Origin of the sequence: Xanthomonas campestris pv. campestris str. ATCC 33913, assembly GCF_000007145.1 — a bacterium.
Taxonomy (GTDB): domain Bacteria; phylum Pseudomonadota; class Gammaproteobacteria; order Xanthomonadales; family Xanthomonadaceae; genus Xanthomonas; species Xanthomonas campestris.
The window spans coordinates 1,504,735-1,530,487 of sequence record NC_003902.1 but is presented as its reverse complement, the minus strand read 5'-3'; the positions used below and the strand labels follow the sequence as shown (position 1 = coordinate 1,530,487).

27 protein-coding genes, 2 other RNA genes and 2 pseudogenes are annotated in these 25,753 nt (G+C 66.2%); 23 read left to right on the top strand and 8 right to left on the bottom strand.

What is annotated here, in order from left to right; genetic code table 11:
* Positions 1–114 precede the first annotated feature (114 nt).
* The gene (locus XCC_RS06840; protein WP_011036505.1) at positions 115–450 is read right to left on the bottom strand and encodes a zinc ribbon domain-containing protein YjdM; all 336 of its coding nucleotides are present in this window, start codon (positions 448–450) and stop codon (positions 115–117) included.
* Positions 451–568: 118 nt separating this feature from the next.
* Between XCC_RS06840 and XCC_RS06835 the strand changes: the two genes are divergently transcribed.
* The 4 genes from XCC_RS06835 to XCC_RS06820 all read left to right on the top strand — a co-directional run bounded on the left by XCC_RS06835 (position 569) and on the right by XCC_RS06820 (position 4,050).
* On the top strand, positions 569–1,531 hold the full coding sequence (locus XCC_RS06835) for a cation diffusion facilitator family transporter (protein ID WP_019237836.1): 963 nt from the start codon (positions 569–571) through the stop codon (positions 1,529–1,531).
* Between the two features lie 157 nt (positions 1,532–1,688).
* The gene (locus XCC_RS06830; protein WP_011036503.1) at positions 1,689–2,162 is read left to right on the top strand and encodes an FKBP-type peptidyl-prolyl cis-trans isomerase; all 474 of its coding nucleotides are present in this window, start codon (positions 1,689–1,691) and stop codon (positions 2,160–2,162) included.
* Positions 2,163–2,292: 130 nt separating this feature from the next.
* Positions 2,293–3,675 (top strand): Hsp70 family protein, encoded by a 1,383-nt coding sequence (locus tag XCC_RS06825; protein ID WP_011036502.1) that lies wholly within the window; start codon positions 2,293–2,295, stop codon positions 3,673–3,675.
* A gap of 189 nt (positions 3,676–3,864) precedes the next feature.
* The gene (locus XCC_RS06820; RefSeq protein WP_008578219.1) at positions 3,865–4,050 is read left to right on the top strand and encodes a hypothetical protein; all 186 of its coding nucleotides are present in this window, start codon (positions 3,865–3,867) and stop codon (positions 4,048–4,050) included.
* Between the two features lie 101 nt (positions 4,051–4,151).
* On the opposite strand, the gene XCC_RS06815 is transcribed toward XCC_RS06820, so the two are convergent.
* The 3 genes from XCC_RS06815 to XCC_RS06805 are packed head-to-tail and all read right to left on the bottom strand — an operon-like array spanning position 4,152 to position 6,165.
* Positions 4,152–5,036 carry a DUF4097 family beta strand repeat-containing protein gene (locus XCC_RS06815; RefSeq protein WP_011036501.1) on the bottom strand — a complete coding sequence of 295 codons (885 nt, stop codon included), beginning with the start codon at positions 5,034–5,036 and terminating at the stop codon, positions 4,152–4,154.
* An 11-nt stretch (positions 5,037–5,047) separates the two neighbouring features.
* Entirely contained in the window at positions 5,048–5,581 is a 534-nt protein-coding gene (locus tag XCC_RS06810) for a hypothetical protein (RefSeq protein WP_011036500.1), read from the bottom strand.
* Positions 5,578–6,165, bottom strand: coding sequence for an RNA polymerase sigma factor (locus XCC_RS06805; RefSeq protein ID WP_011036499.1), 588 nt, complete (start codon positions 6,163–6,165; stop codon positions 5,578–5,580). Before XCC_RS06805 ends, XCC_RS06810 begins: the two co-directional genes overlap by 4 nt.
* 95 nt (positions 6,166–6,260) lie before the next feature.
* Between XCC_RS06805 and XCC_RS06800 the strand changes: the two genes are divergently transcribed.
* A non-coding RNA gene (locus XCC_RS06800) (sX9 sRNA) lies at positions 6,261–6,335 on the top strand.
* 270 nt (positions 6,336–6,605) lie between these two features.
* Positions 6,606–6,863, top strand: coding sequence for a hypothetical protein (locus XCC_RS06795; RefSeq protein WP_138922052.1), 258 nt, complete (start codon positions 6,606–6,608; stop codon positions 6,861–6,863).
* A gap of 155 nt (positions 6,864–7,018) precedes the next feature.
* Here XCC_RS06795 and XCC_RS06790 read toward each other — a convergent pair.
* Positions 7,019–7,093, bottom strand: a non-coding RNA gene (locus XCC_RS06790) — sX9 sRNA.
* Positions 7,094–7,224: 131 nt separating this feature from the next.
* Here XCC_RS06790 and XCC_RS06785 point away from each other — a divergent pair.
* Entirely contained in the window at positions 7,225–7,818 is a 594-nt protein-coding gene (locus tag XCC_RS06785; RefSeq protein WP_029629005.1) for a mechanosensitive ion channel domain-containing protein, read from the top strand.
* Between the two features lie 13 nt (positions 7,819–7,831).
* On the opposite strand, the gene XCC_RS06780 is transcribed toward XCC_RS06785, so the two are convergent.
* On the bottom strand, positions 7,832–8,098 hold the full coding sequence (locus tag XCC_RS06780; protein WP_011036497.1) for a DksA/TraR family C4-type zinc finger protein: 267 nt from the start codon (positions 8,096–8,098) through the stop codon (positions 7,832–7,834).
* A 129-nt stretch (positions 8,099–8,227) separates the two neighbouring features.
* On the opposite strand from XCC_RS06780, the gene XCC_RS06775 reads away from it, so the two are divergent.
* Positions 8,228–8,491, top strand: a complete 264-nt coding sequence (locus XCC_RS06775) for a DUF2789 domain-containing protein (protein ID WP_011036496.1) — start codon at positions 8,228–8,230, stop codon at positions 8,489–8,491.
* A 163-nt stretch (positions 8,492–8,654) separates the two neighbouring features.
* Here the strand turns inward: XCC_RS06775 and XCC_RS06770 are convergent, their stop codons facing one another.
* Positions 8,655–8,828: a DUF1328 domain-containing protein gene (locus XCC_RS06770; protein WP_003489471.1), complete on the bottom strand. Its 174-nt coding sequence runs from the start codon at positions 8,826–8,828 to the stop codon at positions 8,655–8,657.
* 199 nt (positions 8,829–9,027) lie between these two features.
* Between XCC_RS06770 and XCC_RS06765 the strand changes: the two genes are divergently transcribed.
* The 3 genes and pseudogenes from XCC_RS06765 (at position 9,028) to XCC_RS06760 (ending at position 11,088) form a co-directional block, all read left to right on the top strand.
* Positions 9,028–9,555 (top strand): YgjP-like metallopeptidase domain-containing protein, encoded by a 528-nt coding sequence (locus XCC_RS06765; protein ID WP_029629006.1) that lies wholly within the window; start codon positions 9,028–9,030, stop codon positions 9,553–9,555.
* Positions 9,556–9,680: 125 nt separating this feature from the next.
* Positions 9,681–9,830, top strand: a pseudogene (locus tag XCC_RS22370) (2OG-Fe(II) oxygenase); the annotation flags it as partial.
* Positions 9,831–9,987: 157 nt separating this feature from the next.
* A complete protein-coding gene (locus tag XCC_RS06760; protein ID WP_011036492.1) occupies positions 9,988–11,088 on the top strand; it encodes a Glu/Leu/Phe/Val dehydrogenase dimerization domain-containing protein in 1,101 nt (366 codons plus the stop codon).
* Between the two features lie 101 nt (positions 11,089–11,189).
* Here XCC_RS06760 and XCC_RS06755 read toward each other — a convergent pair whose 3' ends face one another.
* Positions 11,190–14,051, bottom strand: coding sequence for an autotransporter serine protease (locus XCC_RS06755; protein ID WP_011036491.1), 2,862 nt, complete (start codon positions 14,049–14,051; stop codon positions 11,190–11,192).
* 156 nt (positions 14,052–14,207) lie between these two features.
* Here XCC_RS06755 and XCC_RS06750 point away from each other — a divergent pair, with 156 nt between their 5' ends.
* The 12 genes and pseudogenes from XCC_RS06750 to pdeM all read left to right on the top strand — a co-directional run bounded on the left by XCC_RS06750 (position 14,208) and on the right by pdeM (position 25,714).
* Positions 14,208–15,383, top strand: coding sequence for a thiolase family protein (locus XCC_RS06750; RefSeq protein ID WP_011036490.1), 1,176 nt, complete (start codon positions 14,208–14,210; stop codon positions 15,381–15,383).
* Positions 15,384–15,506: 123 nt separating this feature from the next.
* Positions 15,507–15,848 carry a hypothetical protein gene (locus XCC_RS06745; protein WP_011036489.1) on the top strand — a complete coding sequence of 114 codons (342 nt, stop codon included), beginning with the start codon at positions 15,507–15,509 and terminating at the stop codon, positions 15,846–15,848.
* Positions 15,849–16,099: 251 nt separating this feature from the next.
* Positions 16,100–16,435, top strand: coding sequence for a hypothetical protein (locus tag XCC_RS06740; RefSeq protein ID WP_011036488.1), 336 nt, complete (start codon positions 16,100–16,102; stop codon positions 16,433–16,435).
* A 143-nt stretch (positions 16,436–16,578) separates the two neighbouring features.
* Positions 16,579–18,315 (top strand): diguanylate cyclase, encoded by a 1,737-nt coding sequence (locus XCC_RS06735; RefSeq protein ID WP_011036487.1) that lies wholly within the window; start codon positions 16,579–16,581, stop codon positions 18,313–18,315.
* Between the two features lie 69 nt (positions 18,316–18,384).
* The gene (locus XCC_RS06730) at positions 18,385–18,945 is read left to right on the top strand and encodes a bactofilin family protein (protein WP_011036486.1); all 561 of its coding nucleotides are present in this window, start codon (positions 18,385–18,387) and stop codon (positions 18,943–18,945) included.
* Positions 18,942–19,307: a hypothetical protein gene (locus tag XCC_RS06725; protein WP_012438863.1), complete on the top strand. Its 366-nt coding sequence runs from the start codon at positions 18,942–18,944 to the stop codon at positions 19,305–19,307. The genes XCC_RS06730 and XCC_RS06725 overlap by 4 nt, the downstream gene beginning before the upstream one ends.
* 124 nt (positions 19,308–19,431) lie before the next feature.
* Positions 19,432–19,551, top strand: a pseudogene (locus tag XCC_RS22205) (MBL fold metallo-hydrolase); the annotation flags it as partial.
* 198 nt (positions 19,552–19,749) lie between these two features.
* On the top strand, positions 19,750–20,760 hold the full coding sequence (locus XCC_RS06720) for a ligase-associated DNA damage response exonuclease (RefSeq protein ID WP_011036484.1): 1,011 nt from the start codon (positions 19,750–19,752) through the stop codon (positions 20,758–20,760).
* A complete protein-coding gene (locus XCC_RS06715; protein WP_011269921.1) occupies positions 20,757–20,990 on the top strand; it encodes a hypothetical protein in 234 nt (77 codons plus the stop codon). The genes XCC_RS06720 and XCC_RS06715 overlap by 4 nt, the downstream gene beginning before the upstream one ends.
* Positions 20,987–22,591 (top strand): ATP-dependent DNA ligase, encoded by a 1,605-nt coding sequence (locus tag XCC_RS06710; protein ID WP_011036483.1) that lies wholly within the window; start codon positions 20,987–20,989, stop codon positions 22,589–22,591. The genes XCC_RS06715 and XCC_RS06710 overlap by 4 nt, the downstream gene beginning before the upstream one ends.
* Entirely contained in the window at positions 22,588–25,080 is a 2,493-nt protein-coding gene (locus XCC_RS06705) for a ligase-associated DNA damage response DEXH box helicase (protein ID WP_011036482.1), read from the top strand. Before XCC_RS06710 ends, XCC_RS06705 begins: the two co-directional genes overlap by 4 nt.
* Entirely contained in the window at positions 25,070–25,714 is a 645-nt protein-coding gene (pdeM, locus tag XCC_RS06700) for a ligase-associated DNA damage response endonuclease PdeM (RefSeq protein ID WP_019237841.1), read from the top strand. The genes XCC_RS06705 and pdeM overlap by 11 nt, the downstream gene beginning before the upstream one ends.
* The last annotated feature ends 39 nt before the right edge of the window (positions 25,715–25,753 follow it).

Below are 25,753 nucleotides of genomic sequence, written 5' to 3'. Positions count from 1 at the left end.
CCGGTGACGTCGGAGCGCGCTTGCGCGCGATGGGGCGTCACCGGTAACACCCCATCGCGCGCAAGCGCGCTCCTACAACGCGTTCCAGATCCAACAAGCGCTCTAGATCGCGGCTCAGGCCTTGCGCAGGAAGCAGGTCTTCAGCACCAGGCCCTTGATCTTGTCGGAGTTGCCTTCGATGTGCTCGGCATCGTCCTCGACCAGGCGAATATTGCGGATCACCGTGCCCTGCTTGAGCGGAATCGACGAGCCCTTGACCTTGAGGTCCTTGATCACCGTGACGGTGTCGCCGGCGTCGAGCACATTGCCGTTGCTGTCGCGCACGACCACCGCGTTAGCCGGCGCCTCGGCGGCGCTCCACTCGAAACCGCAATCGGCGCAGATCCACAGCGCGCCATCGGCATAGGTGTTGTCCAGACTGCATTGCGGACAGGCGGGCGCGGTGGACATGGGCTTCCTTACGAACACAAAGAGGGCGTGGATTGTAGCCGCAGCCTGCCGCGATCACGTATCGGCCACGGCAGCGGCGCGATAGTGCGTCGCCTCCCCCGGTAGTCGCAGGTTGCCCGTGTCCAATAAGCCCAGTGGTTCGCATCTGGTCGTCTACGTGGCGTTGGCAGGCAATCTGGCCATCGCCGTGGCCAAATTCATCGCCGCCGGCATCTCCGGCAGCTCGGCCATGCTCAGCGAAGGCGTGCACTCGCTGGTGGACACCATCAATGAAGTGCTGTTGCTGTACGGCCTGCGCCGCGCGGCACGTGCGCCCACGCCCACGCATCCGTTCGGCTACGGGCGTGAGCTGTATTTCTGGAGTTTCATGGTGGCGCTGCTGGTGTTCGCGATGGGTGCCGGCGTTTCGCTGTACGAAGGCATCGTGCATCTGCGCAATCCCGAACCGGCCAGCAGCCATTGGCTGGCGTATAGCGTGCTGGGTGTGTCGATCGTGTTCGAGGGCATCTCGTGGGTGGTGGCGTTTCGCGAATTCCGCGCCAAGAAGGGGCGCATGGGCTATTTCCAGGCGTTTCGGCAGAGCAAGGATCCCAGCACCTTCACCGTGCTGCTGGAAGACAGCGCCGCGCTGGTCGGTCTGTTCATGGCGCTGCTGGGCGTTGCCGGCGCGCAGCTGTTCAATATGCCCCAGCTCGATGGCATCGCCTCCATCGGCATCGCCTTCGTGCTGGCGTTCACGGCATTTCTGCTCGCACGTGAGACCAAGGGCCTGTTGATTGGCGAACCCGCGCATGCGCACGTGACCGACTCATTGCTGGCCATCGCCGCAGCCGATCCAGACGTGCGCGCGGCCAATGGCGTTCTCACCATGCAGATGGGCCCCAACCAGGTGGTTGCAGCGCTCAGCGCCGAATTCGAAGACAGCCGCACCACGCCGCAGATCGAAGCCTGCATCGGCCGCATCGAAGCGGCGGCCAAACAGAAACATCCCGAAGTCACCGCCCTGTTCGTCAAGCCGCAGACGCCGGAAACCTGGTGTGCACGGCGTGCGCAGATCGAGCGCGGCGCGCAGGCCGAGTAGCGCAGACGCTTGTGCACCAAGCTGATCCTGCCGTAACCCGCACGCGCGGTCGCGGTTGCATCGGCTGTATCGATTGCCTACCGTTGTGGTGCGCCATCGTCTCGCATCGTGATCTGACCGATGCACTCCCCTTGTACTCAATCAATGGAGGTTTCCCATGGAAATCACCCAGGGTCGCGTTGCGACCATTCACTACACCCTCTCCGACGACAGCGGCCAGGTGCTCGATCGCTCCACGCCCGACACCCCGCTGAGCTATCTGCACGGCGCCGGCAACATCGTGCCGGGCCTGGAACAGGCACTGGACGGCAAGCGCACCGGCGACACACTCACCGCCGATGTCGCGCCGGAACAGGGCTACGGCCCGCGCCATGCGCAATTGATCCAGCACGTGCCGCGCGAAGCTTTCCCCAGCGACGTGGACGTGGTTCCGGGCGCGCAGTTCGAAGCGCGCACCCAGCAGGGGCCGGTGATGGTCACTGTCACCGAGGTCGGCCCCGAGCAGGTCACCGTGGACGGCAATCACCCGCTGGCCGGGCAAACCCTGCATTTCGCCGTCGAAGTGACCGCGGTGCGCGAGGCCACCACCGAAGAACTCGACCAGGGCCACGTCACCGACATCGCCGCCTGAGGCGTTGCGCCGCGCGCCAGTGGTGCGCGGCGCTCCCGCCAGCGCAGGCCGCAGACCGGCCGTAAGGCCTGCCGCAACGGCAGGCAGGCAGCCGTAGTAAAGTGCGCGGCCCGCTCACAGGCGCGCCCGCATGAAACTCGGCATCGACTTCGGTACCAGCAACTCCGCCGCGGCGGCCATCGTCGACGGCAAGGTGGTCCCGGTGCGCTTTGGCGAGGCATTGCAGTTCCGCACCACCGTGTATTTCCCGGAAATCATGCGTGACCCGGACGATTTCAGCCTGACGCCGGCGCTGGAATACGAACTCGAACGCCTGATCGATGCCGGACGCCGCGACGCGGCCGCCGCCGGGCGCAGCCCCAGCCAGGACAGCCTGCGCCGCGACGCCCTGCGGGTGGTGCGCCGGCAATGGATGGAAGAACAAGTACGTGCGCCGCGCAGTTCCGCGGCATTGCTGCAGAACGCGGTCTACGGCGACGAGGCGCTGGATGCGTATTTCCTGGAAGGCGAAGGCAACCTGGTGCAGAGCCCCAAGTCGATGCTGGGCTACAACCTGCATCCGCGCGCGCGCCAGACCATTACCGGCATTGCCACGCATGTGCTGGAACACATCCGGCTGACCGCCTCGCAGCAATTCGATCACAACATCCGCAGCGCCACGCTGGGCCGCCCGGTGCAGTTCCGCAGCTCCATCGGCGAGGCTGGCAACGCACAGGCGCTGGAGATCCTGCAGACCGCAGCGATCGCCGCCGGCTTCGACCAGGTGGATTTCCTCGAAGAACCTGCGGCCGCAGCAATGCATTACCACGTCAGCCATGCCACCCGGCACGACACGGTGGTGGTGGATATTGGCGGCGGCACTACGGATGTCGCGCATGCCAGCGTGGGCGGCAGCGCGCCCCCACAGGTGCACCGCGCGTGGGGCATTGCGCGCGGCGGTACCGACATCGACCTGGCCTTGAGCCTGGCCGCCTACATGCCGTTGTTCGGGCGTGGCATCACGCGTGTCCCGGCGCACCACTACGTCGAGGCGGCGATGGTGCAGGACATGACGCGCCAGCGCGAATTCCGGCTGCACAAGTATCAGGACGTGCCGGCACCGTTCGATCGTCGCCTGCAGGCCCTGCAGGAGACCGGCAATACCGCACGCCTGTACCGCGGGGTGGAAGCCTGCAAGATTGCGTTGAGCGAGCACGACCGGCACAGCGCAGTGCTGGGGTTCATCGAGCGCGACCTGACGGTGGACGTCGACGCGGCCGCCCTGGTCGGGGCCGCTTCTAATTACCTGCGTGAACTGGAAGGCCTGTTGGCCCAGGTCAACGCAGACCTGAGCGCCGCGCCGGAAACGGTGTTCCTGACCGGCGGCATGTCGCGCGCCGGCTATATCCGCGACACCGTGGCAGCGGCGTTCCCGGCCTCGCGCCTGGTCCATGGCGACCCATCGTTCGGCGTGGTGCAAGGCTTGGCCTGGGCCACCGCGGGTGCCGGCGAAGCCCAGCCCGCGGTCGTTTAACGAAACTCTACGTCACCCCGACTAGACTGCGCGGTTGCTGCCGGACGCCCCGCCGTCTTGCCTGCAAGGCACGCTCCGCCGTGCCGCCGTGACCACGCACCGAACGTGATCGCACTCTTCGACACCGCTTCCGCGCGCGTACCCTAGCCGCACGCGGTGTCCTTGCACTTCCCCGCTACAGGAGGCCACATGGCACGTCCCGCGACCAAGCAGAAATCCCAGCCCAGCATCGCTCGCAGCGAAGGTAAGTCGCAGCCGCTCAGCCGTGAGCGTATCGCTGCCGACATCGCCGCGTTTCGAAAGACCGGAGGCCGGATCGAAGTGCTCACCACCAACTTCGGCCCCGCCCGTAACGACGGCGACAAGAGCGCCTGAGTTCGACCGACGTGCTGCCCTGCGGGGCGGCACGTCGTGCTGCACTGTCATGCGAGGTTGCCGGTGCCACAGGCAGCTGCCCTCAGCGGATCTGCAACACCTCAGTTGCCGTAATCGACCCGCACCGAGCCGGAATGCGACTCCAGTTTGATGTCGCCATTGCCCGCGCCCAGTGTCGTTTTCAGGCTCTTGCCTGGGCCGTACTCCGGCCGCTCGACCCGCCCGGCCACCGCGCGGATGTCGCCGCTGAAGACCTCTATGTTCAACGCCGCCGATACCGTGCGCGGCACGCCCAGCGCGATCTCTCCGCTCACACTTTCCGCCGCGATACTGCCGCCCGGCGCCAGGCCTGCCACCTTGAGCTCGGTTGTGCCAGATACGCTCTGCGCACGCAGCTGCGCCACCTGCCCGGTGCTGAGGTTGATATCGCCGGACACCGACTCGGCACTCACCTGGCCACTGGCACCGCTTGGCGCCGCGATCTCGCCGCTGACAGTGCTCAGGTTCAAACGCGTGGTGGCCACGGTGCTGCGCACATCGCCGCTGACCGACTCCAGACGCGCTTCCTTGGCGCGCCCGGCGGCCACCACCTCGCCGCTGACCGACTTGAGCTGCAGCCGCGCCAGATCGATCTGATCCACATCCAGACCGGCGCTGACCACCTCTGCCTGCAACACCGCGCCGCGCGGCACCCGCAGTTCGAGCTGCGCCCCGTTGCCGTTACGGCTGCTGCGCGGATAGATCACCTCGAACTGCAGCCGGTCGGCACTTTCATTGACATCCAGCCGCTGGCCCGGCCCAAGCGTGCCGGTCAACGACACCTCGTCGCGGTCCCAGCCACGCACGCGTACCTGCCCGGCGATGTTTTCAATCTCCACGCGCCCACCGCGCGCCAGTGGATGGGTCTGCTTCACCGCAGTCTGGGCCGCGGCGGGCAGTGCGCAGACGGCGCTCAACAACAACAGGGATAAGGTGGCGTAGCGCATGGGTGGCTTCCTCAGCTGGGGACGTAGGCCTCGCCCTGTGCGGCGAGACGGGTCAATTGCAGGCGCTTCGCATAGGTGCGCTGCAACTGCGACAACAAAAACGCAGAGCGCGGGCTCTGCACGATGGCGGTGTGGATCGACTGCGCGCTGCGGTCCAGCTCGTTCAGTGCCGGCAACAATGCAGCCGGCGCCTGCTCCACGGGAACCGCCGCGATGGCCTGCTGGTATTGCCCGGCCAGGGCCTGCGCCTGCATCACCAGCGCTGGCGGCGCAGCTGCATGGGCTGGCGCGGTCGGCAGAGGCTTAAGCCCAGGCGCGATGGCGATCACTCCCAGCGCAGCCGCGAGCGCAAGGCCGGCCGCTGGCCACTGCCATGCGCGGCGCTGCCGGCGTGGTGCCAGCGCCGCGACCGTGTCGCGCGGCGGCAGTGCGGCGGCAATGTTTTCCCACAGCTGCGGTGCTGGCTGGCGCTGCGTGGGCAAGGCCTGCAGGCGCGCGACCAAGGCCGCATCGTCGGTGCCGGATGGAGGAAGGGATTGGGTCATACGGGTTCTCCCAACCGCGCACGCAACAGGCCGCGTGCGCGATGCAGTTGCGCCTTGGAACTGCCGACCGCCATCTGCAGTTCTTCGGCGATTTCATGATGTTTCCAGCCCTCGATGTCGTGCAGCACCAGCACCGCACGCGCGCGTGGCGGCAGGGTCTCCAGCGCGCGTTCCAGATCCATTTGAGTGGCCTGGCAGGACGAAGCACCAGGAATTGCCGCGAGCAATTCGCCATCGGCATCGTCGAGCTCGTGATCGCGCGAATGTGCGCGGCGACGCAGCTCCATCAAGGCGGTATTGACCGCCAGCCGATGCAGCCAGGTGCCCAGGGCACTTTGAAAGCGAAACTGCGGCAAGGCCTTCCAGGCGGCGATGAAGGTCTCCTGCAAGGCATCGTCGGCACGGGCGGCGTTGCCGCCGCACAACCGCCACACCACCGCATACAGGCGTGGCGCATGGCGGCGGTAGATCGTCTCGTACGCCGAACGGCTGCCTGCCGCGGCTGCACGCGCCAATGCCGCATCGTCGCGGTCGGCGGGGCTGTCGCAAGCGGGGGCATCGGGGGGCACGGTGGTATCGAGCATAGCCAGTTCGATGCGCCGGGCAGCAAAAAGGTTTAGAGCAGCTATCAAACTACTGCGCAGCCGCAAGGCGGGCGCGGCCGGTGCTCGGAATCGGCATGTACCCACGTACACTCCGGTTCCTCCGCGCCGTCCGCACCCACCTGACGGCTGCTCGCTAAGTTTTGTTAGCCGCTCTTAAGCGCAGGCATCAACGCGACTGCGCAATCGCCAGACAAGCGCGGCAGACGCCCGAAATCGGCATATCTGCCCGTACACGCCAGTTCCTCCGCACCGCCCCCAACCGCCTGGCGATTGCTCACTACGTTGGTTCACCGCTCTACGCCCGACGCAGCCATTTTTCTACCGGAGTTCTAAACCTTTCTGGCGCAGGGCGCATCGAAGGCTTCGATTGCACAGCGTCGCGCCGCTGTCCTGGGCGGCCCCGCCCTGGCGTTATCCGCATGACCCTCATCGTTGGCTTGCTGCTGAGCCTGTGCCCGACCCACTGCCCTGGCCCGCTGCCCACGGCCGCCTTACGCCTATCGCTCAGCCCACAGCGCGTGGAAGCCTGCGTGCTGCCCGCAAGCAGCGCTGCGACACCGCGCTGTGTGCACGTGCCGTCGCCCAGTCACTGGGGCGCCGTGCGTACCCTGCGCGACAGTTGGCAGGCCGTGTTCGATCTCCGGGAATATCAGGCGATGCATCTACAGCGACGGTAATGCACTGCCAAGACCCGACACCCATAACGAAGGGCACTCCTGCCGCATGACAGCGATTGCAGCGGCCATCCCAGGCCCACGACCGCAGCGCTTCACGCGTTTGACCATGGATCACTGCACCACACAGCACACGCAGATGAGCGCGCATTTAGAGCGGCTGACAAAACGTAGCGAGCAGTCGTCAGGTGGGTGCGGACGGCGCGGAGGAACCGGAATGTACGTGGGTACATGAGGATTCCGAGCACCGGCCGCGCCCGCCTGGCGGCTGCGCAGTAGTTTTGATAGCTGCTCTTAGCCCACGCACCCATTGCGCAGGGAGTAGCCCGTTACACTAGGCTCCCCCACGTATCCGCTTGAGCTGATGGCTGCACCCGACCCCCTTCCCGCGATGATCCGTAGTCTGTTGCCGCACTGGAACCCGCAGTGGCTGGATGTCGCAGTGCCCGCCGTCAAGATCGTCGTGATCCTCGCCGTCGCGGGCCTGATCCGGCTGCTCTTGCGCCAACTGCTCAAACGCCTGTGCACGCGCTACAGCGTGCCGGCCGAAATGATGATTGGCATTCGGCGAACGGGCGGCTTCATCATTTCGGTAAGCGCGCTATTGATGGTGCTGCACGTGATTGGCGTCTCCGCCGGCACGTTGTGGACGGCGTTCACAGGATTTGCGGCGGTGGGTGCGGTGGCGTTCTTCGCTGCGTGGAGCGTGCTGTCCAACATCTTCTGCACGTTCCTCATCATCACCACGCGGCCGTTCCGGCTGCACGACCACATCGAATTGCTCGAAGGCGGCGACAAGCCGGGCCTCAAGGGCCGCGTCATCGACATCAATGTGATCTACACCACACTGGAAGAAACCGGCGACCACGCTGGCAGCGTCCTGCAGGTGCCCAACAGCCTGTTCTTCCAGCGCACCACCCGGCGGTGGCGCGAGACCAGCGGGTTCCATTCGCCTTAAACAGCGGCGCCTGTCAGCGCAGCTGGCTGTCCTTGCTGCCGCGCCGGTTGTAGCCGCCTTGCGCGGCTTGCGCATGGTCATGCGCCTCCTGGCAGGTGACGCATAGATGCACACCCGGCACAGCGTTGCGCCGCGCCTCGGGAATACGTGCATCACAGTCTTCGCAGTGCGTCAGGCTCGGGCCCTGGTGCAGCTGGCTGCGCGCCCGCTGGATCGCCTCGTCCACCGTGGCATCGATCTGGTCCTGCACCGCCCCATCACCCGCCCATCCGGTCGCCATGTCTGCATCACCTTGTTGGTCTGTTTCTGAAATGGGCACGCACAGCGCAAAATCCAAGCCGGCTCTGCACAGCGCCCTCAAACCGGGTGCTCTAGCATTCACCGATTCGCCGCCCACAGGAACCCCACCATGGAACAACCCGTCCACCCGTTCTCCGAACTGTTTGCACAGCTCGGCCTGCCCTCCGACGAAGCCAGCATTCGCCGTTTCATCGCCGAACATTCCCCGCTTCCGGGCGATGTGCGACTGGAAGAAGCACCGTTCTGGACACCGGCCCAGGCGCAGCTGCTGCGCGAAGAGCGCATCGACGATGCCGACTGGATCGTCACCATCGACCAGCTCAATATCGCCCTGCATACCGAAGCAGAAGACACCGGCGTGTCGGCAGGCTGAAGTACGGCTCCAGTAAAGCTAGAGCTCGTTTGCGCACTTGCCTGGCGATGGCTTGCAAGGCGCACAAAACAGCACGCACAAAAAAAGGAGCGGCATTGCCGCTCCTTTTGTATCTCTAACGCCTGCTAGCAGCGCTCGAAAGCGCTACTGCAGGCGATGGCAATCAGGTCACCTTTTTGGCAATCGTCATGCCCAGCACGAACAGCACAATGGCGATGATGATGCCGGCCCAGAACAGGAACTTGGCGATTCCCATCGCCGCACCTGCCATGCCACCGAAGCCCAATGCACCGGCAATCAGGCCGATGATGGCGAAAATAATGGCCCACTTGATCATGATGTCTCCTATCGGCAAAGCCGTTGCGTCAGTCGAGTGCTTTCAGCGGCGCAGTGCCGGAAAACATGCCGTGCACGCTACCCACCACCCTGTGCCGCACTCGTGAATAAGCGTGACACACGACGACACAGTTGCCCGGCCGTTTAGCTGTGCGAACACCTCTTCACATCGCTCGCAGACACACCGCGCATCGGCGATCATGCGGCCTGGGCAACGTTTGGATCACATGGACACGCTTCGCTATCTCACCGGTTACCCACCTGCAGTGCTGGAGCAGGTGCGCGCATTGATTGCGCAGGACAAGCTCGGCGCCGTCCTGGCGCAGCGGTATCCCGAGCGCCACACCGTGCGCACCGACCGGCAGTTGTACGACTACGTCAAAGAAATGAAGGAGCGCTACATGCGCTCTTCGCCCACGCTGCACAAAGCCATCTACGACAATCATCTGCAGGTGGTGAAGCATGCGCTCGGCACGCACACCGCCATCTCGCGCGTGCATGGCAGCCGCCTGAAAGCCAGCCGCGAGATCCGCATCGCCGCGATCTTCCGCGACGCACCCGCGCCCTTCCTGCAGATGATCGTGGCGCACGAACTGGCGCACCTCAAAGAGCCCGAGCACGACAAGGCCTTCTACCAGCTGTGCCACCACATGGCCCCGGATTACCACCAGCTCGAATTCGACCTGCGCCTGTATCTGACCCAGCTCGCGCTGAGCCCGCGCGACTGATTGCAAGCTTGGCCGGAACCCTGATCGTCCCGCTGCCGCTCCCGCCTGCTTCCCAACGTGGCACCGGCTCAGCACGATCCGCGTCTAGTTCAGTACCTTCAGGCCGGTGGTGCGGATTTGCGATACCACGCGCAGGTGCGGTGGTGTGCTTCGACAATCTGCTGGCCGACGGCACGCCTGATCCGGATTCGTTGCACGCGGGTCTGCCGGTGGATGCGGGCAGCAAATGGCTGGGCACGCTGTGGTTTCGGCAGCGCCGCTACCGGGATTGGTGAACGGGTTCATACACATCCACCGGCCAGCGTGGTTTAAAATGTTGCGGCGCGACGTGATCGGACAGGGTCTGGAGACGTCGCGTTTTTTGTTTCCCATTGCGCCGGCTGCAGGCCGGGCGTCAGGGAAGGCACATCACGCAGCCCCGCGGAGCCTTCGATGCTTTTCGAAACCCTCGATACCACCGGCCATGAGCAGGTGATTTTCTGCCACAACCGCGACGCCGGCCTCAAGGCCATCATCGCGTTGCACAGCACCCGTCTGGGGCCGGCACTGGGTGGGGTGCGCATGCGGCCGTATGCCAACAGCGAAGCCGCGCTCAACGACGCGCTACGGCTCAGCCGCACCATGACCTACAAGAACGCGCTGGCCGGCCTCAATGTCGGTGGCGGCAAGGCCGTGATCATCGGCGACCCGAAGACCGACAAGAGCGAGGCGCTATTCCGCGCCTTTGGCCGCTTTGTCGACACCCTGGGAGGCCGCTACATCACCTCCGAGGATGTGGGTACCGATGTCAACGACATGGAGCAGATCTACCTGGAGAGCGAGTACGTCACCGGCGTGCATCAGGTGCATCGCGGCTCCGGCGATCCCGCTCCGTTCACCGCCTACGGCGCGCTGCAGGCGCTGATGGCCTCGCTCAATCGCAAGCTCGGCCATGAAGAAGTGGGCAAGGCCAGCATCGCGATCCAGGGCCTGGGCCATATCGGCATGGAACTGGTGAAGTTGCTCAAGGAACGCGGCGCCAAGCTCTATGTGGCCGATCTCAATCCGGCGCTGGTGGATCGCGCAGTGTCCGAATACGGCGCCGAGGCCGTGCGCCCCGAAGAGATTCATGAAGTGCCCGCCGATGTGTTTGCGCCCTGCGCACTCGAAGGTGCCATCAACGAAGACACGCTGCCGCGGCTCAAGGCCAAGATCATCTGCGGCACGGCCAACAATCAGTTGTCCAGCGCAGCGATCGGCGAAGAGCTGCACAAGCGCGGCATTCTGTATGCGCCCGACTATGTGGTGAATGCCGGCGGCGTCATGAATGTGTCGCTGGAGATCGACGGCTACAACCGCGAACGTGCGATGCGCCTGATCCGCAGCATCTACCACAACCTGGAAAAGGTGTTCGACCTGTCCACCCAGCTCGGCATCCCGCCGCAGCAGGCGGCCGACCAGATTGCCGAAACGCGGATCGAAGCGATCAGCAAGCTCAAGCTGCCGCTGGGCCGCACCGCACCGCGCTTCCTGCACAAGTTGCGCGGCGAGTAAGCGCGCAAACGGGCGGGCCGCGGTTGACGACTCGGGCGATGACACAATGTCCACCGCACACCTGACGCCCGGGCATTGCACCCGGGCGTCAGGCACACCGATCAGAAATCGGCGCTGTACTTCAGGCTCAACGCGCGGTCATCGCCACGCTCGCCCACCCGCTGTTCGTAGCCGAAACGCAGCGCGCCGCGCTCACCGAGCGGCGCGGACGCCGCAACCCCGAGCAGCCCGCCAGACCGCGCCGGCTGCATGCCGCGTAACGGCGCCCACGCATCCACGCCGATGAAGCTGGCATCCAGGCTCAGGCCCTCGCTGCTGAGCGCTTGCTGCCACTCGGCATAACCGCCCAGCTGCAGGCCGCGCCAGCGGTACGCCGAACGCAAACCAGCCAACAGCTGCGTCCGTGCAGAGGTGCTGGCAGCGGCACGCAGACCGAACCCTTCACCCCCCTGTTCGCGGAAGCCTTCGCTGGCCAGGCGCACGTAGTCCACGCCCAGGTATGGCGTCAGCGAAGCAGCGACATCACCGAAGCGATACCCGGTTTCCAGGTTGCCGCTGAGATAGCTGCCGCTGTAATCGCTAAAGGCGGCACTGCGGTCCAGGCCAAACTGCAGGCTGCGCTCGATCTGCCGACGCACATTGCCAAAGCCCATCTGGCCCAGCGCATACCCCGGCCCGCGCGTGGTGCCCCAATACAGTTGGGCATGCACCTGGCGGTCGCGCCCACGCGCGCCATCCAGATCGCCCAGGCTGTTGGAGCGCGTTTCGCCGAAGGCAAACCCGGCCACCGCACCGGATGCCATGCGCAGATCGTTGCCCATCATCCAGCCCGAGGTGGCGAAGCCATTGCTGGTCGCACCACCCTCGCCCGGCCCGCCCAGTGCACGCTGCCAGACACCAAGCAGGCGCGGTTGTTGCGAGACGCCATCGAAATGCGTGGCCAGTGCGCGTCGACTCAGATCAATCGTGTCGAAGGTCATCGCCGCCGATTCGGCATGCGCGCGGCCGGAAAGGCTGCGCAGCGAATCCGCAGCCGTCTCACCGGTTGGCGACTGCTGCAGCGCGGCCGCAGCCTGGACAAACCCGCTACTGATCGCGCCGCTGCCCTGCAACAGCTGCACGTCCACTTGCTGAAATGCCTGTTCAACGCGCACGGCAGAGTCCATTGCCGTCGTGCCGGACAAGCCGAGCGTGCTGGCAACGGCAGTGGCTGTCAGACCGCGCAGCGCCAGGTACGCATTGTTGCTGTCGTAGGTCAGGCTTGCATCGAGAAAGGTCACCGCCGGGCCGCGCGTAACCGTCCCGAACGTGCCCTGCAAGCCACCGGCTGCCTGCAACAAGGTGTAACTGGCGTTGTCGACCACGTAATCGCGGCGCCCCAGCAATTGCAGCTCGCCGGCGATGCTCGCCGTGCCGGTGACGTTCAAGCGGTCGCCCACGTTCAAGGCCAAACGGCCGGTGCTGTCCTGGATGTAATTACCCGCGACCGCCAGCGTTGCGCCGTTGACCTGCACGGTGCCCGCATTGTTGAGCGTTCCGGCGATCCGGCCACTGCCAATCAAGCTGGCGCCGCTGGCCACGCCGACGCGCGCACTTTGCAGACTGGCGGTCTGCAAGGTACCGCCCAGCACCTGGGTGTCGCCAATAAAGGTATTGGCGGTGCTGCTCAACACCAACGTGCCGCTACCGCGCTTGGTCAACCCACCGTTGCCACTGATGTCGTTGGCCCAGGTCGAACGTAAGGTCATGACCTCGACATCCACCGTGCCCCAGTCGAAACGCGCCGGCCCCAGCACCGCCTTGCCCACGTTGAGCAGGCCATATCCGAACGTTGGATCGACGCCTGCGGCGCCGAGGTCGGTCGCCGTGCCCAACAAGGTCTGGCGCACCAGGTCGTTGTTGAAATACGGGTACGCCTGCCACACCAGCGCGGCGGCGCCGGACACCAATGGCACGGCAAACGAAGTGCCGCTGCCATAGAAGTAGCTCAGGTTACCGGCGGTACTGTCGGGGCCGACATACACCGACGTGCCCGGTGCCACCAGGCAATACCGCATCGTTACACCGCAGGCATTCGAATACGACGCCAGCTGGGTCGGATTGGCGGTATCCACTGCACCAACGACTAGCCAGCCGCGCTCTAGATCGGCAGCCGGCCGCGTGCCATTGGGGCCGGGCTGGCTGGGCAATGCAGCAGTATCGGATGGCTCGGTGCGCGATTCATTGCCGGAGGCGAATACCACCAAACCATCGTTGCCGATCACGAACGCACGGTATTCCTGTGCGACCGGGTTGGTCACGTTGGGGTCGGTCCAGTACAGCCCGCCCCAGGAGTTATTCATGATGCGCGTGCCTGCGCGGATCAGGTCCGCATGCACGGCCTCCAATCCAAGCGGCCCGTCGATCTCATTGCCCTGCCCGCTGCCGTCATCCGTAGGCGCCTTGTCGGCAATGATGCGCGCCGAGACCAGCGTCGCACCGGGCGCAATGCCGCCCGGCCATTGCCCCACCGCGCCTCCAGCCGCCAACTCAGCCACGACTGTGCCATGTCCGACCACGTCACCCACCGCGATATTGTTGTCGCGCGGATCCACATAGATGAAGCTGTCGGATAACCGCCCCTGCAACGCGGGATGATTGCCATTGATGCCGCTGTCGACCACGCCGATGCGGTAACCGGCGCCGGTGAAGCCAAGCGCCTGCGCGGTACGCGTATTGGTCAGCGCCAAGTGCGCATCGAACGCGGGCTGCGGGGTCGGTACGGTCGTGGGGGGCGGCGGCGTAGGGGCGGTCGTGGGCGGCGGCGGTGAGGTGGGCGGTGGCGGAGGTGGTGGCGAGGTCGGTGGCGGCGCAGTCGGCGTGCTCGGACGAATACCGCCCCCACCCCCACCACCGCCACACGCGGTCAATGCCACGGCCAGCGCCGAGGCCAGGACAGTCCTGGCGACGTCTGTCTTCTTCATCTTGAGTTTTCCCCTAACCAATCCATGGATCGGGCCCAACCCCGGGCCCGAATATCGCTTTTATACGTCACGTTAAGCCACCACTCCAGCGCGGTGCGCGCTGGCGCGAATCGGCCACGAGGCAGATAATCGTTTCACTTTAAACGGTATCCACTCATGTCCGACATCGTCATCGTTGCTGCAAAACGCACTGCCATCGGATCGTTCCTTGGCCAGTTCAATGGCGTCCCCGCCCCCACGCTTGCTGCTGCCGCCATTGAAGGCGCGCTGGCGCAGTCGGGCGTTGCCGCGGCCGATGTCTCCGAAGTGATCGTCGGCTGCGTGTTGCCCGCCAACCTGGGCCAGGCGCCTGCGCGCCAGGCCGCCATTGCGGCCGGCATCCCGACCTCGACCGGCGCCACCACCATCAACAAGGTGTGCGGTTCGGGCATGAAGGCAATCATGTTCGGCCACGACCTGATCAAGGCCGGTTCGGCCAGCATCGTGGTGGCCGGCGGCATGGAGTCGATGAGCAACGCGCCGCATCTGCTGCCGAACTCGCGCACCGGCAACCGCTACGGCAATTTTCAGGCGGTGGACCACATGGCGTGGGACGGTCTGACCAATCCCTACGATGGCCAGGCGATGGGCGTGTTCGGCGAAGCCACTGCCGAGAAGTTCGGCTTCTCGCGCGCCGATCAGGATGCCTATGCCATCGCCTCGGTAGAACGTGCACAGGCTGCGCAACGCAACGGCTCATTTGCCGATGAAATCGTGCCGGTGAAAGTCGCCACCCGCAAAGGCGAGATCGTCGTGGATAGCGACGAGCAGCCCGGCAAATCCGACATGGCCAAGATCCCCACCTTGAAGGCGGCGTTCAAGAAGGACGGCACTGTCACCGCCGCTAGCTCGTCGAGCATTTCCGATGGCGCCGCAATCACCGTGCTGATGGCGGCCGATGAGGCGCAGCGCCGCGGTATCACACCGCTGGCGCGCATCGTGGGCCATGTCACCCATTCGCAGGCACCGGAATGGTTCACCACCGCGCCAGTGGCCGCGATCCAGTCGCTGGTCGGCAAGATCGGCTGGACGCTGGACGACGTGGACCTGTTTGAAATCAATGAAGCGTTCGCCGTGGTGGCGATGACACCGATCAAGGAATTGGGAATTGCACACGAGAAGGTCAACGTGCACGGCGGTGCCTGCGCGCTCGGCCACCCGATCGGTGCATCCGGTGCACGCTTGGTGGTGACATTGGTGAATGCGTTGCGCAGCCGCGGCGGCAAGCGCGGAATCGCGACGCTATGCATCGGCGGCGGCGAAGCAACTGCCATTGCTATCGAATTGATTTGATTGGCATTAACAGCGAATTTGCAAAGCTGAATGCGCGCGCGCTTGACACTAGTCTTCGGGCCGTCATCATGTCGGGGGCGCGCAATAGCGCGTTGCCTAATCTAATCGACGAGGATTGAAACAATGACCATCAACAAGCTGCTGATCGCAATGGCTCTGGGCCTGGCCCTGACCGCTTGCTCGAAGCCGGAACAGGCTCAGGACGCTGCTGCTTCGGCTAACGAAGCTGCAACCGACGCTCAGACCGCTGCTGACCAGGCTGCTGCCTCGGGCTCGCAGTCGGCTGACGCCGCTCAGGCTGCTGCCAACACTGCCGCTGCTTCGGCTGACACCGCTGCTGACGCTGCCCAGGCTGCTTCCGGCGCCGCCACCGACGCTGCTGCTGACCAGGCTGCTGACGCTGCCAAGACGGCTGAAGACACCGCCGAAGCTGCTAAGGACACCGCTGAAGAAGCCAAGAAGTAATCACTTCTTAGCTCCAAGCGCGTTCGGAGAAAGCCGCTGGTTTCCAGCGGCTTTTTCTTTGCCTGGGTGTTGAGTGTTGCCCACCTCACGTCCACGCGTACTGCCCAACGCGTATCTATGCGCGCGTAACCGCACTGCGGCTCCACCGCTTCTGTTCGCGCAGCTGAGTGCGGCCTCGCGGCATTGACACCGGCTGCATCCGGGTCTGCATAAGCTCCGCTTTCCAATCGGAACCGGAACAGGACCCACCCATGAACAAGATCCGCATGCTGTCGCTGAGCGCCGTTGCTGTTGCTGTGGTAACCCTCGCCGCCTGCCAGGGCCCGGATGCCGAACAGGCACGCCGCGATGCCGCCTCTGCCGCAAAGCACGCTGCCGCCGCGACCGAGCAGGCCGCCGACCGCGCTGCCGTGCAGGCCAAGGAAGCCACTGCCGATGCACGCGTCGCCGCACGCGACCTGGCCGCCGACGCCAGCCGCGCTACCGCCAACGCCGCCGATGCCACTGCCGACAAGACCCGCGAGATGGCCAACAAGGCCGAGCAGAATGCGGCCGAAAAGAATGCCGAGCACGACGCGCAGCATTGAGTGCAACCGCAACGCCTGAGCACGCACGCAATCCGCGACGTGCTTCGCAACTCCTGCATGCACCGGTGATATCTGTCCGGTGCATGCAGCCCCGGACAAGCAGCCGGCTCGTGTTGTCGAGCCTGGCACGCTAGGATCTGCGGATGCCTTCTTCCTTTACCTCGCGGCGCCGCAATCAGCTGGCGCTGGTCTTCTCTGCGCTCATCTTTATTGCGATCGGGATCGGCATCTTCATCGGTGCGCGCCGCTCCCTCGCCGATGCCGCGCTCGTCTCGCATACGCATGAAGTCATTGGCCGCGTCGATGAGATCCAGGCGCGCGTGCTCGATGCCGAATCGGCCGAGCGCGGCTACCTGCTCACCGGCAATGACGCGTACCTGCTGGACTATCAGACCAGCGTGGAGCGGCTGCCGATCCTGATCGGCAACTTGCGCCGCAAGATCGCCGACAACCCTTCGCAGGTGGCGCATCTGGATCAACTGCATCATCTGGTCGACACGCGGCTCAAACAGATTCAGCACGTGCTCGACGTCTACGCCGACAGCGGCCTGGAGCCGGCGCGTACAAGCATTCGCCAGACCGCGTTTCGCACCACCAGCGTCATCCGCGAACAGGCACTGACCATGGTGCAGCGCGAGCAGGAGCTGCTGGCATTGCGTGCGGAAAGCAGCCGCCAAAGTGCGTTGTTGTTGCTGATCCTGGCGCTGGCCGGCATCCCGTTAGGGCTGGCCGTGGTCGGCACGGTGTACGGCCTGCTGATGCGCGAACTGCGGCATCGCGCGCAGGCCGAGCGGCATGCCGCACGTGCCAACCAGGAACTGGGCGAGAGCATCGGCGCCCTGCAGCGCAGCGCGGCCGATCTCAATTTGCTCAGCCGCTACACCGGCCTGCTGCAGAGTTGCGTCAGTGCCGAAGAAGCACTGGATGTCACCAGCCGCACGCTCGCGCATTTGCTGCCCGGCATTGCCGGCAGCGTGTATCTGCTGCGCGCCTCGCAGGACCGCGCCGAGGTGATCAGCCACTGGGGCACGCCGTTGGTGCACAGCGCCTCGCACCTGCTGCCCGAAGAGTGCTGGGCACTGCGCCGCGGCCAGCCCCACCTGATCGAAGACCTGGCGCGCGATGCGCCGTGCGCGCACATCGACCTGCCCGATGCGAGCGTGGCAATCACCACCGCGTGCCTGCCGATGTCGGCACAGGGCACGCAGCTGGGTTTTCTGTTCCTGTCCGCGCCCGGCCCGGCGCCGATGCCCCGCCTGGAGATCGCTGAAGCGGCCGCCGAGCAGTTGTCGCTGGCCTTGAGCAATTTGCGTCTGCGCGAATCGCTGCGCCGTCAGTCCATCCGCGATGCGCTGACGGGGTTGTACAACCGCCGTTACCTGGAAGAAGCGCTCAGCCATGAACTGGCGCGCTGCGCACGCCGTGATCTGCCGCTGTCGGTACTGATGCTGGATGTGGACCACTTCAAGCAGTTCAACGACGGCCAGGGCCATGCCGGCGGCGATCTATTGCTGGCCGCAGTCGGTGAATTGCTGCTCACCCGCCTGCGCGCCGAAGACGTGGCCTGCCGCTACGGTGGCGAGGAATTCACCGTGATCCTGCCGGAAACCGACGGCGAGGAAGCGATGCGCGTGGCCGAACAGATCCGCGGCCACATTGCTGCGCTGGCGGTCAGCGACGGCCAGCGCGCGCTGCCACGGGTCACCGCGTCGATCGGCGTGGCCAGCTTCCCGGCCGATGGCGAGCTGGGATCGGCCTTGATCCAGAAGGCCGATGCCGCGCTGTACGTGGCCAAGCGCCAGGGCCGCAACCGGGTGGAACGGCACGGGGCGGTGGCGGTGAATGCCGAACCGGTTGGCACAAACGGCGCAATTGTTTGAGATTCGTCACACAAAAGATGCTCTAGCGCAGCGATAGTCGGCGTGACCCATCCAAGCGAGGCAGTCCCGATGTCGATGTGGCGCGATCAAGGTCCCAACAAGAAAGACGGCGTTCCCGCAGCGCCCGAGGTTCCGCCGGCCGATGGCCGCTTGTTCAATGCCGAACCCACCCCCGCCCCGGCCGCTGCAGCGGCGGTGACGCCAAGCCCGCCGGTGGCGGCGACGCCGGCGCCAACCCGGCAGAGCGAGGCGAAGGAATCCCTGATCGCCGCCGACATCAGCATCGAGGGTAAGATCGAAGGTGCCGGACATGTGCGCCTGGCCGGCCGGTTCAAGGGCGACGTCAACGTCAAGGGCGATCTCACCATCGAACGTGGCGCCAAGCTCAACGGCGGCGTGCGCGCCAACAAGGTGATCATTGCCGGGGAACTGGAAGGCAATATCGAATCGGCTGCGCAGGTGGAGTTGCAGACCTCCGGCGTGCTGGTCGGCGACGTCAAGGCCGGTAGCCTCACTGTCGCCTCCGGCGCGCGCATGCGTGGCCAGGCCGACTTTGGCTGGGGCGAGGACACCGGCAGCAAGCCGCCGGCCAAACCGGTGGTTGCGGCCGGAGACAGCGACGCCACATGAGTGCACCCCGCCCGGGCACGCCCGGCGCCACGCGCAGCTGCCCGCATTGCAAGGCGACGATCCTGGAAAGCGCGGTCGTCTGCCCTGCCTGCCGGCACCATCTGCGCTTCGATTCGGCGGCGGCGCAGCACACCCAGCCGGCGCCGATCGTGCCGCTCAAGGTCGACGGCACGATTCGCCACCCGGCCGATGGCGATGCCTGGGAATACACGGTGGTGGTGGTGGTGCGCAACGGCAAGGGCGAGGAAATCCGCCGCCAGGTGGTGGACGTGGGCGCCATGCAGGGTGGTGAGGAACGCGGCTTCACCCTGGCGGTGGAAGCAACTGCGGTGCGAACGACTGGGCGGCGTACGCGGCATTAGCTGCGCTGCGTAATTGCGGTGTGGCGTGGCCCGCAGTCGGCGCCGTGCGCCTCCTGGGTCGGCAGTTGCATCGGCCTGTTGCGGTTTCCGGCGATCAGTCCGGACACAACGTTGGTAGCCCATCGCGCGCAAGAAATGGTTGATACTGTCCCACGTGCACCTGGATCGTGCTGGCAGCAATGGCGCCTTGTTACAGCACCTGCCCAATGCGTGCGTGCTCGTGGAGCAGTCGCCGCGCGCAGCTTCGTGACGCGGCTGCATCGTTGCCCACTGGCGACCAGCGCAACCTCCACCGCGCGGGGCTCTGTGCTCCCCATCGCGGCCTTCCACACCCAGGCACCTGACACCGCCGCGCACGCCGCATCTGCGCAACACAGGCAGCATCTCGCACGCACCGCCCCCATTCTCAGGATCTGCACATCGGCTTGGCCAGAGTTGCCGAATGCACAACGGCAATGACACACGCGGCGATCTGGTGGTGCTTGGGCCCGAAGGGCTGTACTGCCCACAAGGCGATTTCCATATCGATCCATGGCGGCCGGTGCCGCGCGCGGTGATCACGCATGGTCATGGCGACCACGCACGCGGCGGCATGGGCGAGTACCACTGCACGCGCGAAAGCCTGCCGATCCTGCAATGGCGGCTGGGCGAGCAGGTCTATCACCCGCATGCCAATGGCGAGGCGTTCACCCTGGGACGCGCGCGAGTGTCCTTGCATCCGGCGGGTCATGTGCTGGGCTCCGCGCAGGTGCGCATCGAAGTCGATGGCCAGGTGTGGGTAGCCTCCGGCGACTACAAACGCCAACACGACCCCACCTGCGCGCCGTTCGAAGTGGTGCCGTGCGACACCTTCATCACCGAAGCAACCTTCGGGCTGCCCGTGTACCGCTGGCCTGACACCGCGCAGGTGGCGGCCGATATCGTGGCCTGGCGCCATGAGTGCGCCGCGCGCGGCGAGGCGGCGATCCTGTATTGCTATGCGCTGGGCAAGGCGCAGCGCGTGCTTGCCGAATTGCGCGCCTGGGACACGCAGCCAGCGCTGTTGCATGGCGCAATCGCCGCCGGCGTGGAGGTGTACCGGCACGCCGGCATCGCCATGCTGGAGACGCAACCGGTGAGCGAACACGCACGCGGCGCCGACTACGCGGGGCAATTGGTGCTGGCCCCGCCATCGGCGGCCGGCAGCCCGTGGATTCGCCGCTTCCGGCATGCGCAGCAGGGTTTTGCCTCGGGCTGGATGCGCATCCGCGGCAACCGGAGGCGACGCAACTACGACCGTGGCTTTGTGGTGTCCGATCATGCCGACTGGCCCGACCTGCTGCGCACCATCGCCGACACCGGCGCGCGCCGGGTCATCGCCACGCATGGCAACACCGATGCGTTGATCCAGCACCTGCGCGAGCACGGCGTGGCCGCCGAAGCCTTCCGCACCGACTTTGGAGCCGAGGAATGAATCCGTTGCCTGCACGCCGCTATGTCCGCGCGCGGCCGCGGATCCGGCTGAGTGGCGCACTGGCGTTTCGCCGGCATGCGCTGGCCTTCTGCGTGCATCGCGCCACCCCCGCCGCCACGCTGGGGCCACCGCGCCCGCAACGGCGCCCACGTGCGTTGAGTGCATTCACCCGCGCTGCCTTGCGTCTGCGCGCGAAACCGCTGCTGGCCAGCGCGGAAACAACGCCGTGAAGCGGTTTGCGGCGCTGTACCGCACCCTGGACCGCAGCACCGGCACGCTCGACAAGCGCGCCGCCTTGGTGGCGTATTTCCGCGCAGCGCCGCCGCTGGATGCGGCCTGGGCGCTGTATCTGTTGGCGGGTGGCAAGGTGGCCAGTGCGCGCATGCGCATCGCCGCCAGCGGCGAGTTGCGCGAGTGGATCGCCGAGGCCGCCGGGATCGCCGACTGGCTGGTAGCCGACAGCTACGATCACGTGGGCGATCTGGCCGAAACACTGGCATTGCTGCTGGATGATCCAGCCAGCGAGGCGGTGGATGTGTCACTGGCCGAGTGGATTGAACAACGCCTGCTGCCGATCGCCAATCAAGACGTGGCGGTGCGCAAGCACTGCATCGTGCAGGCGTGGCGCACGCTGGCCTTCGACGAACGCCTGGTCTTCAACAAGTTGCTGACCGGCGCCCTGCGCGTGGGTGTGTCGCAACGGTTGGTGCAGCAGGCGCTGGCAGAACTGTCGGGCGTGGATATCGCACGCATTGCCCAGCGCATGCTCGGCAGCTGGCGCCCGCATGCCACGTATGTGGCCGACCTGCTCACGCATGAGGCGCTGCCCGGCGACCGCCAGCAGCCCTACCCGTTTTTTCTGGCATCGCCGCTGGAGGCCGATGTCGAGAGCCTGGGCGCCATCGACGACTGGCTGCTGGAATGGAAGTGGGATGGCATCCGGCTGCAGCTGTTGCGTCGTGCGGGTGAAGCGGCGCTGTGGTCGCGTGGCGAAGAACGCCTGGATGGCCGCTTTCCAGAGATCGAGCAGGCTGCCATGGGCTTGCCAGACGGCACCGTGATCGACGGCGAGCTGCTGGCCTGGCAACCAGAGCAACTGTTGCCGATGCCGTTCACCGCGCTGCAGACGCGTATCCAGCGGCTCAAGCCCGGGCCCAAGACGCTGGCGGCGGCGCCAGCGCGCGTGGTCGCCTACGACCTGCTCGAACTGGACGGCGAAGACCTGCGCGAGCGCCCGCTGCACGCACGCCGCGCACTACTGGAGCGCGTGCTCGCCACCCTCGCCGACCCACGCATCATCGCCTCGCCGCTGGTGCACTCCACCGATTGGCAGGCCGCCGCGCAAGTGCGATTGGATGCACGTGCGCGCGGCGTTGAAGGGCTGATGCTCAAGCGCGCGCGTTCGCCCTACCAATCCGGCCGCCGCCGTGGCGACTGGTGGAAGTGGAAGATCGACCCACTGACCATCGATGCGGTGTTGCTGTACGCACAGGCCGGCCATGGCCGGCGCAGCACGCTGTACACCGACTACACCTTCGGGCTCTGGCACGACGGCGCGCTGGTGCCCATCGCCAAGGCGTATTCGGGCCTGGACGATACCGAGATCCTGCAACTGGATCGCTGGATCCGCGCCAACACCACCGAGCGCTTCGGGCCGGTGCGCGCGGTCACGCCGCACCATGTGTTCGAACTGGGCTTTGAAGGCGTGAATCGCAGCACGCGGCACAAGTCCGGCATTGCGGTGCGCTTCCCGCGCATCCTGCGCTGGCGCCATGACAAACCCTTCGCCGAGGCCGACCACCTGAGCAGCCTGCAGGCACTGGCGCGGTGAGCCCGGCACCGCCACAGCGCGGCACGCCGTTGCAGCAATGGCGGGCCTGGTTTGCGCAGCGCGGCTGGGCGCCATTGCCGTTTCAACGCGATGTCTGGAAGCGCTATCTGGATGGCGAATCCGGCCTGCTGCACACCCCAACCGGCAGCGGCAAGACCCTGGCGGCATTTGGCGGCCCGCTGCTGGAAGCGCTGGCCGCACGCGGACGCACACCGCCGGCCACGGCGGTGGCACGTGGCCGGCGGCAGCCGCAGCGTAGCCTGCAGGTGCTGTGGATCACCCCGCTGCGCGCACTCGCTGCCGATACCGCGCGTGCCCTGCGCGAACCGGTGGAGGCCTTGGGCCTGGATTGGCAGGTGGGCCTGCGCACCGGCGACGCCAGCGCGCGCGACAAACGCCTGGCCCGCAGCGGCAAGCTCGATGTCCTGGTCACTACGCCCGAATCGCTGGCCTTGCTGCTGTCGTATCCGGATACCGCGCCGCAGTTGGCGGCGCTGCGCTGCGTGATCGTCGACGAGTGGCACGAGCTGCTCGGCAACAAGCGCGGCGTGCTGTTGCAACTGTGCCTGGCGCGCCTGCGCAGTTGGTCACCGGCGCTGCGCATCTGGGGGTTGTCGGCCACGCTGGGCAACCTGGCGCAGGCACGCGATGTGCTGCTGCCGCATCAACCGGACGCGGCCTTGGTGTCGGGGGTCAAGCCACGCGCCATGACCCTGGAAACGCTGCTGCCCGAGACCGGCGAGCGCTTCCCGTGGGCCGGCCATCTCGGTCTGGCGCAACTGGCGCGCGTGCTGCACAAACTGATGGAACAACGCACCAGCCTGGTGTTCACCAACACGCGCGCGCAGGCCGAACTCTGGCACCAGGCGCTGAGCGCAGTGTGGCCGGAGGATGCGGCCACACTGGCGCTGCACCATGGCTCGCTGGATCCGGCGCTGCGCACCGCGGCCGAACACGGCCTGCGCGATGGCAGCCTGCGTTGCGTGGTGGCCACCTCCAGCCTGGACCTGGGCGTGGACTTTCCGGCGGTGGATCAGGTGCTGCAAGTCGGCAGCCCCAAGGGCATCGCACGCCTGCTGCAACGCGCCGGCCGTGCACGGCACCGCCCGGGCGAATCCGGCCATGTGGTGTGCGTGCCCTCGCATGCGCTGGAATTGCTGGAATATGCGGCTGCGCGGCGCGCGATTGCACAGGGGCAGATCGAGACACGCCCGCCACCGCGGCTTTCATTGGACGTGCTAGCCCAGCATTGCGTGACCCTGGCACTGGGCGGCGGTTTCCAGGCCGATGCGTTGTTGCGCGAAGTCCGCGGTACCGATGCCTTCGCCACACTCGATGAGGCCACCTGGCAGGCCGTGCTCGACTTCATCGTGCAAGGCGGCAGCGCGCTCGCGCACTACCCCGATTTCCACAAGGTGGTGCGCGACGACGCCGGCATCTACCGCGTCACCGACCGGCGCGTGGCGCTGCGGCATCGCCTGTCGATCGGCACCATCACCAGCGATGGCAGCGTGCGCGTGCAGTTCCTGCGCGGCGGCCGGCTGGGCGCGGTGGAAGAACAGTTCGTCGGTCGCCTCAAGCGCGGCGACCGCTTCCAGTTCGCCGGGCGCTTGCTGGAACTGGTGCGGCTGGAAGACATGACCGCCTACGTGCGCATCGCCAAGGGCGGCAGCGGAGTAGTGCCCAAGTGGATGGGCGGGAGGATGCCGTTGTCCTCGGCGTTGGGGCGCGAGGTGGAGGCGGTGTTCGCCGATCCCGGCGACGCGCCGGAAATGCACACCCTGGCGCCGTTGCTGCAGTTGCAGTCCAGCCTGTCCGCACTGCCCGGCCCCGGCCATCTGCTGGTGGAAACCATCAAGGCGCGCGATGGCCGCCACCTGTTCGTGTACCCGTTCGCAGGCCGCCAGGTCAACGAAGGTCTGGCCGCATTGCTGGCTGCGCGCTGGGGCCGGCGGCAGCGCAACACCTTCAGCTTTGCAGCCAACGATTACGGGTTTGTGCTGTCGCCAGCGCAGGACGTGCCGGTGGATGCCGCGCTGCTGCAGGAATTGCTGTCGCCGGCACGGCTGTTCGAGGACCTGCGCGACAGCCTCAATCTGGGCGAGCTGGCACGCCGGCAGTTTCGCGAGATTGCGCGCGTCGCCGGGCTGCTCTCGCCATCGCTGCCTGGGCGTGCGCCGCGCAGCCTGCGCCAGCTGCAGGCCTCCAGTGGCCTGTTGTACGACGTGCTGCAGCGCTTCGACCCGGAACACCTGCTGCTGGCCCAGGCCGAGCGCGAAGTCTTCGAAGGCCAGCTGGAATTCGCGCGCCTGGCCAGTGCGCTGGAAGACTGCGCAGCGCGCGTCTTGCGCCTGTGCACGCCGCGCAGCCTGACGCCGCTGTCGTTTCCGCTGTGGGCCGAGCGCGTGCGTGGGCAACTCAGTACCGAAGACTGGAAAGCACGCGTGCTGCGTGCAGCCGCGCAACTGGAACGCAAGCATGGCCGATAGCGTGCACCTCACTCTGGCAGGCGAGCCGGTAGAGCTGCTCGGCGAGCGTGCGCTGTATCGGCCCGCGCAGCGCGCATTGCTGATCGCCGATCTGCATCTGGGCAAGGCCGATGTGTTCCGGCGTGCCGGCATCGGCTTGCCTGCGGGCGGCACCGAACACGATCTGGAGCGGCTGGACGCGTTGCTGGCATCGCGCCCGGTGGACGCGCTCTGGATTCTGGGCGACCTGCTGCATGGGCCGGCACCGCGCGCGGCCTGGCACCGCCGCTGGAGCGCCTGGCGCGAGCGCCATTGCGCCCTGCAGGTGATTGCAATCCGCGGCAATCACGACCGCGCATTGGCAGGGGCCGATCTGCACATCGAAGCGGCCGGCGAACAGGTGGAAGATGGCCCGTTCCTGCTGCGCCATGACCCGCTCCCGCATCCCAGCCGCCACGTGCTGTGCGGCCACCTGCATCCGTTGGCGGCGCTGCCCGGCCTGTCGCGCCGCTGGCCAGCATTCTGGTTGCGCGACGGCGTGACCATCCTGCCGGCGTTCTCGCACTTCACTGCCGGCATCGTGCCGACCCTGGTCGAAGGCGAACGCCTGGTTGCCTGCGTCGAGGGCGATGCGATGGCGCTGCCGGTCCGGTGACAACGCGCATCGCGTTGATGCAACAGTGCGCGTGCGGCG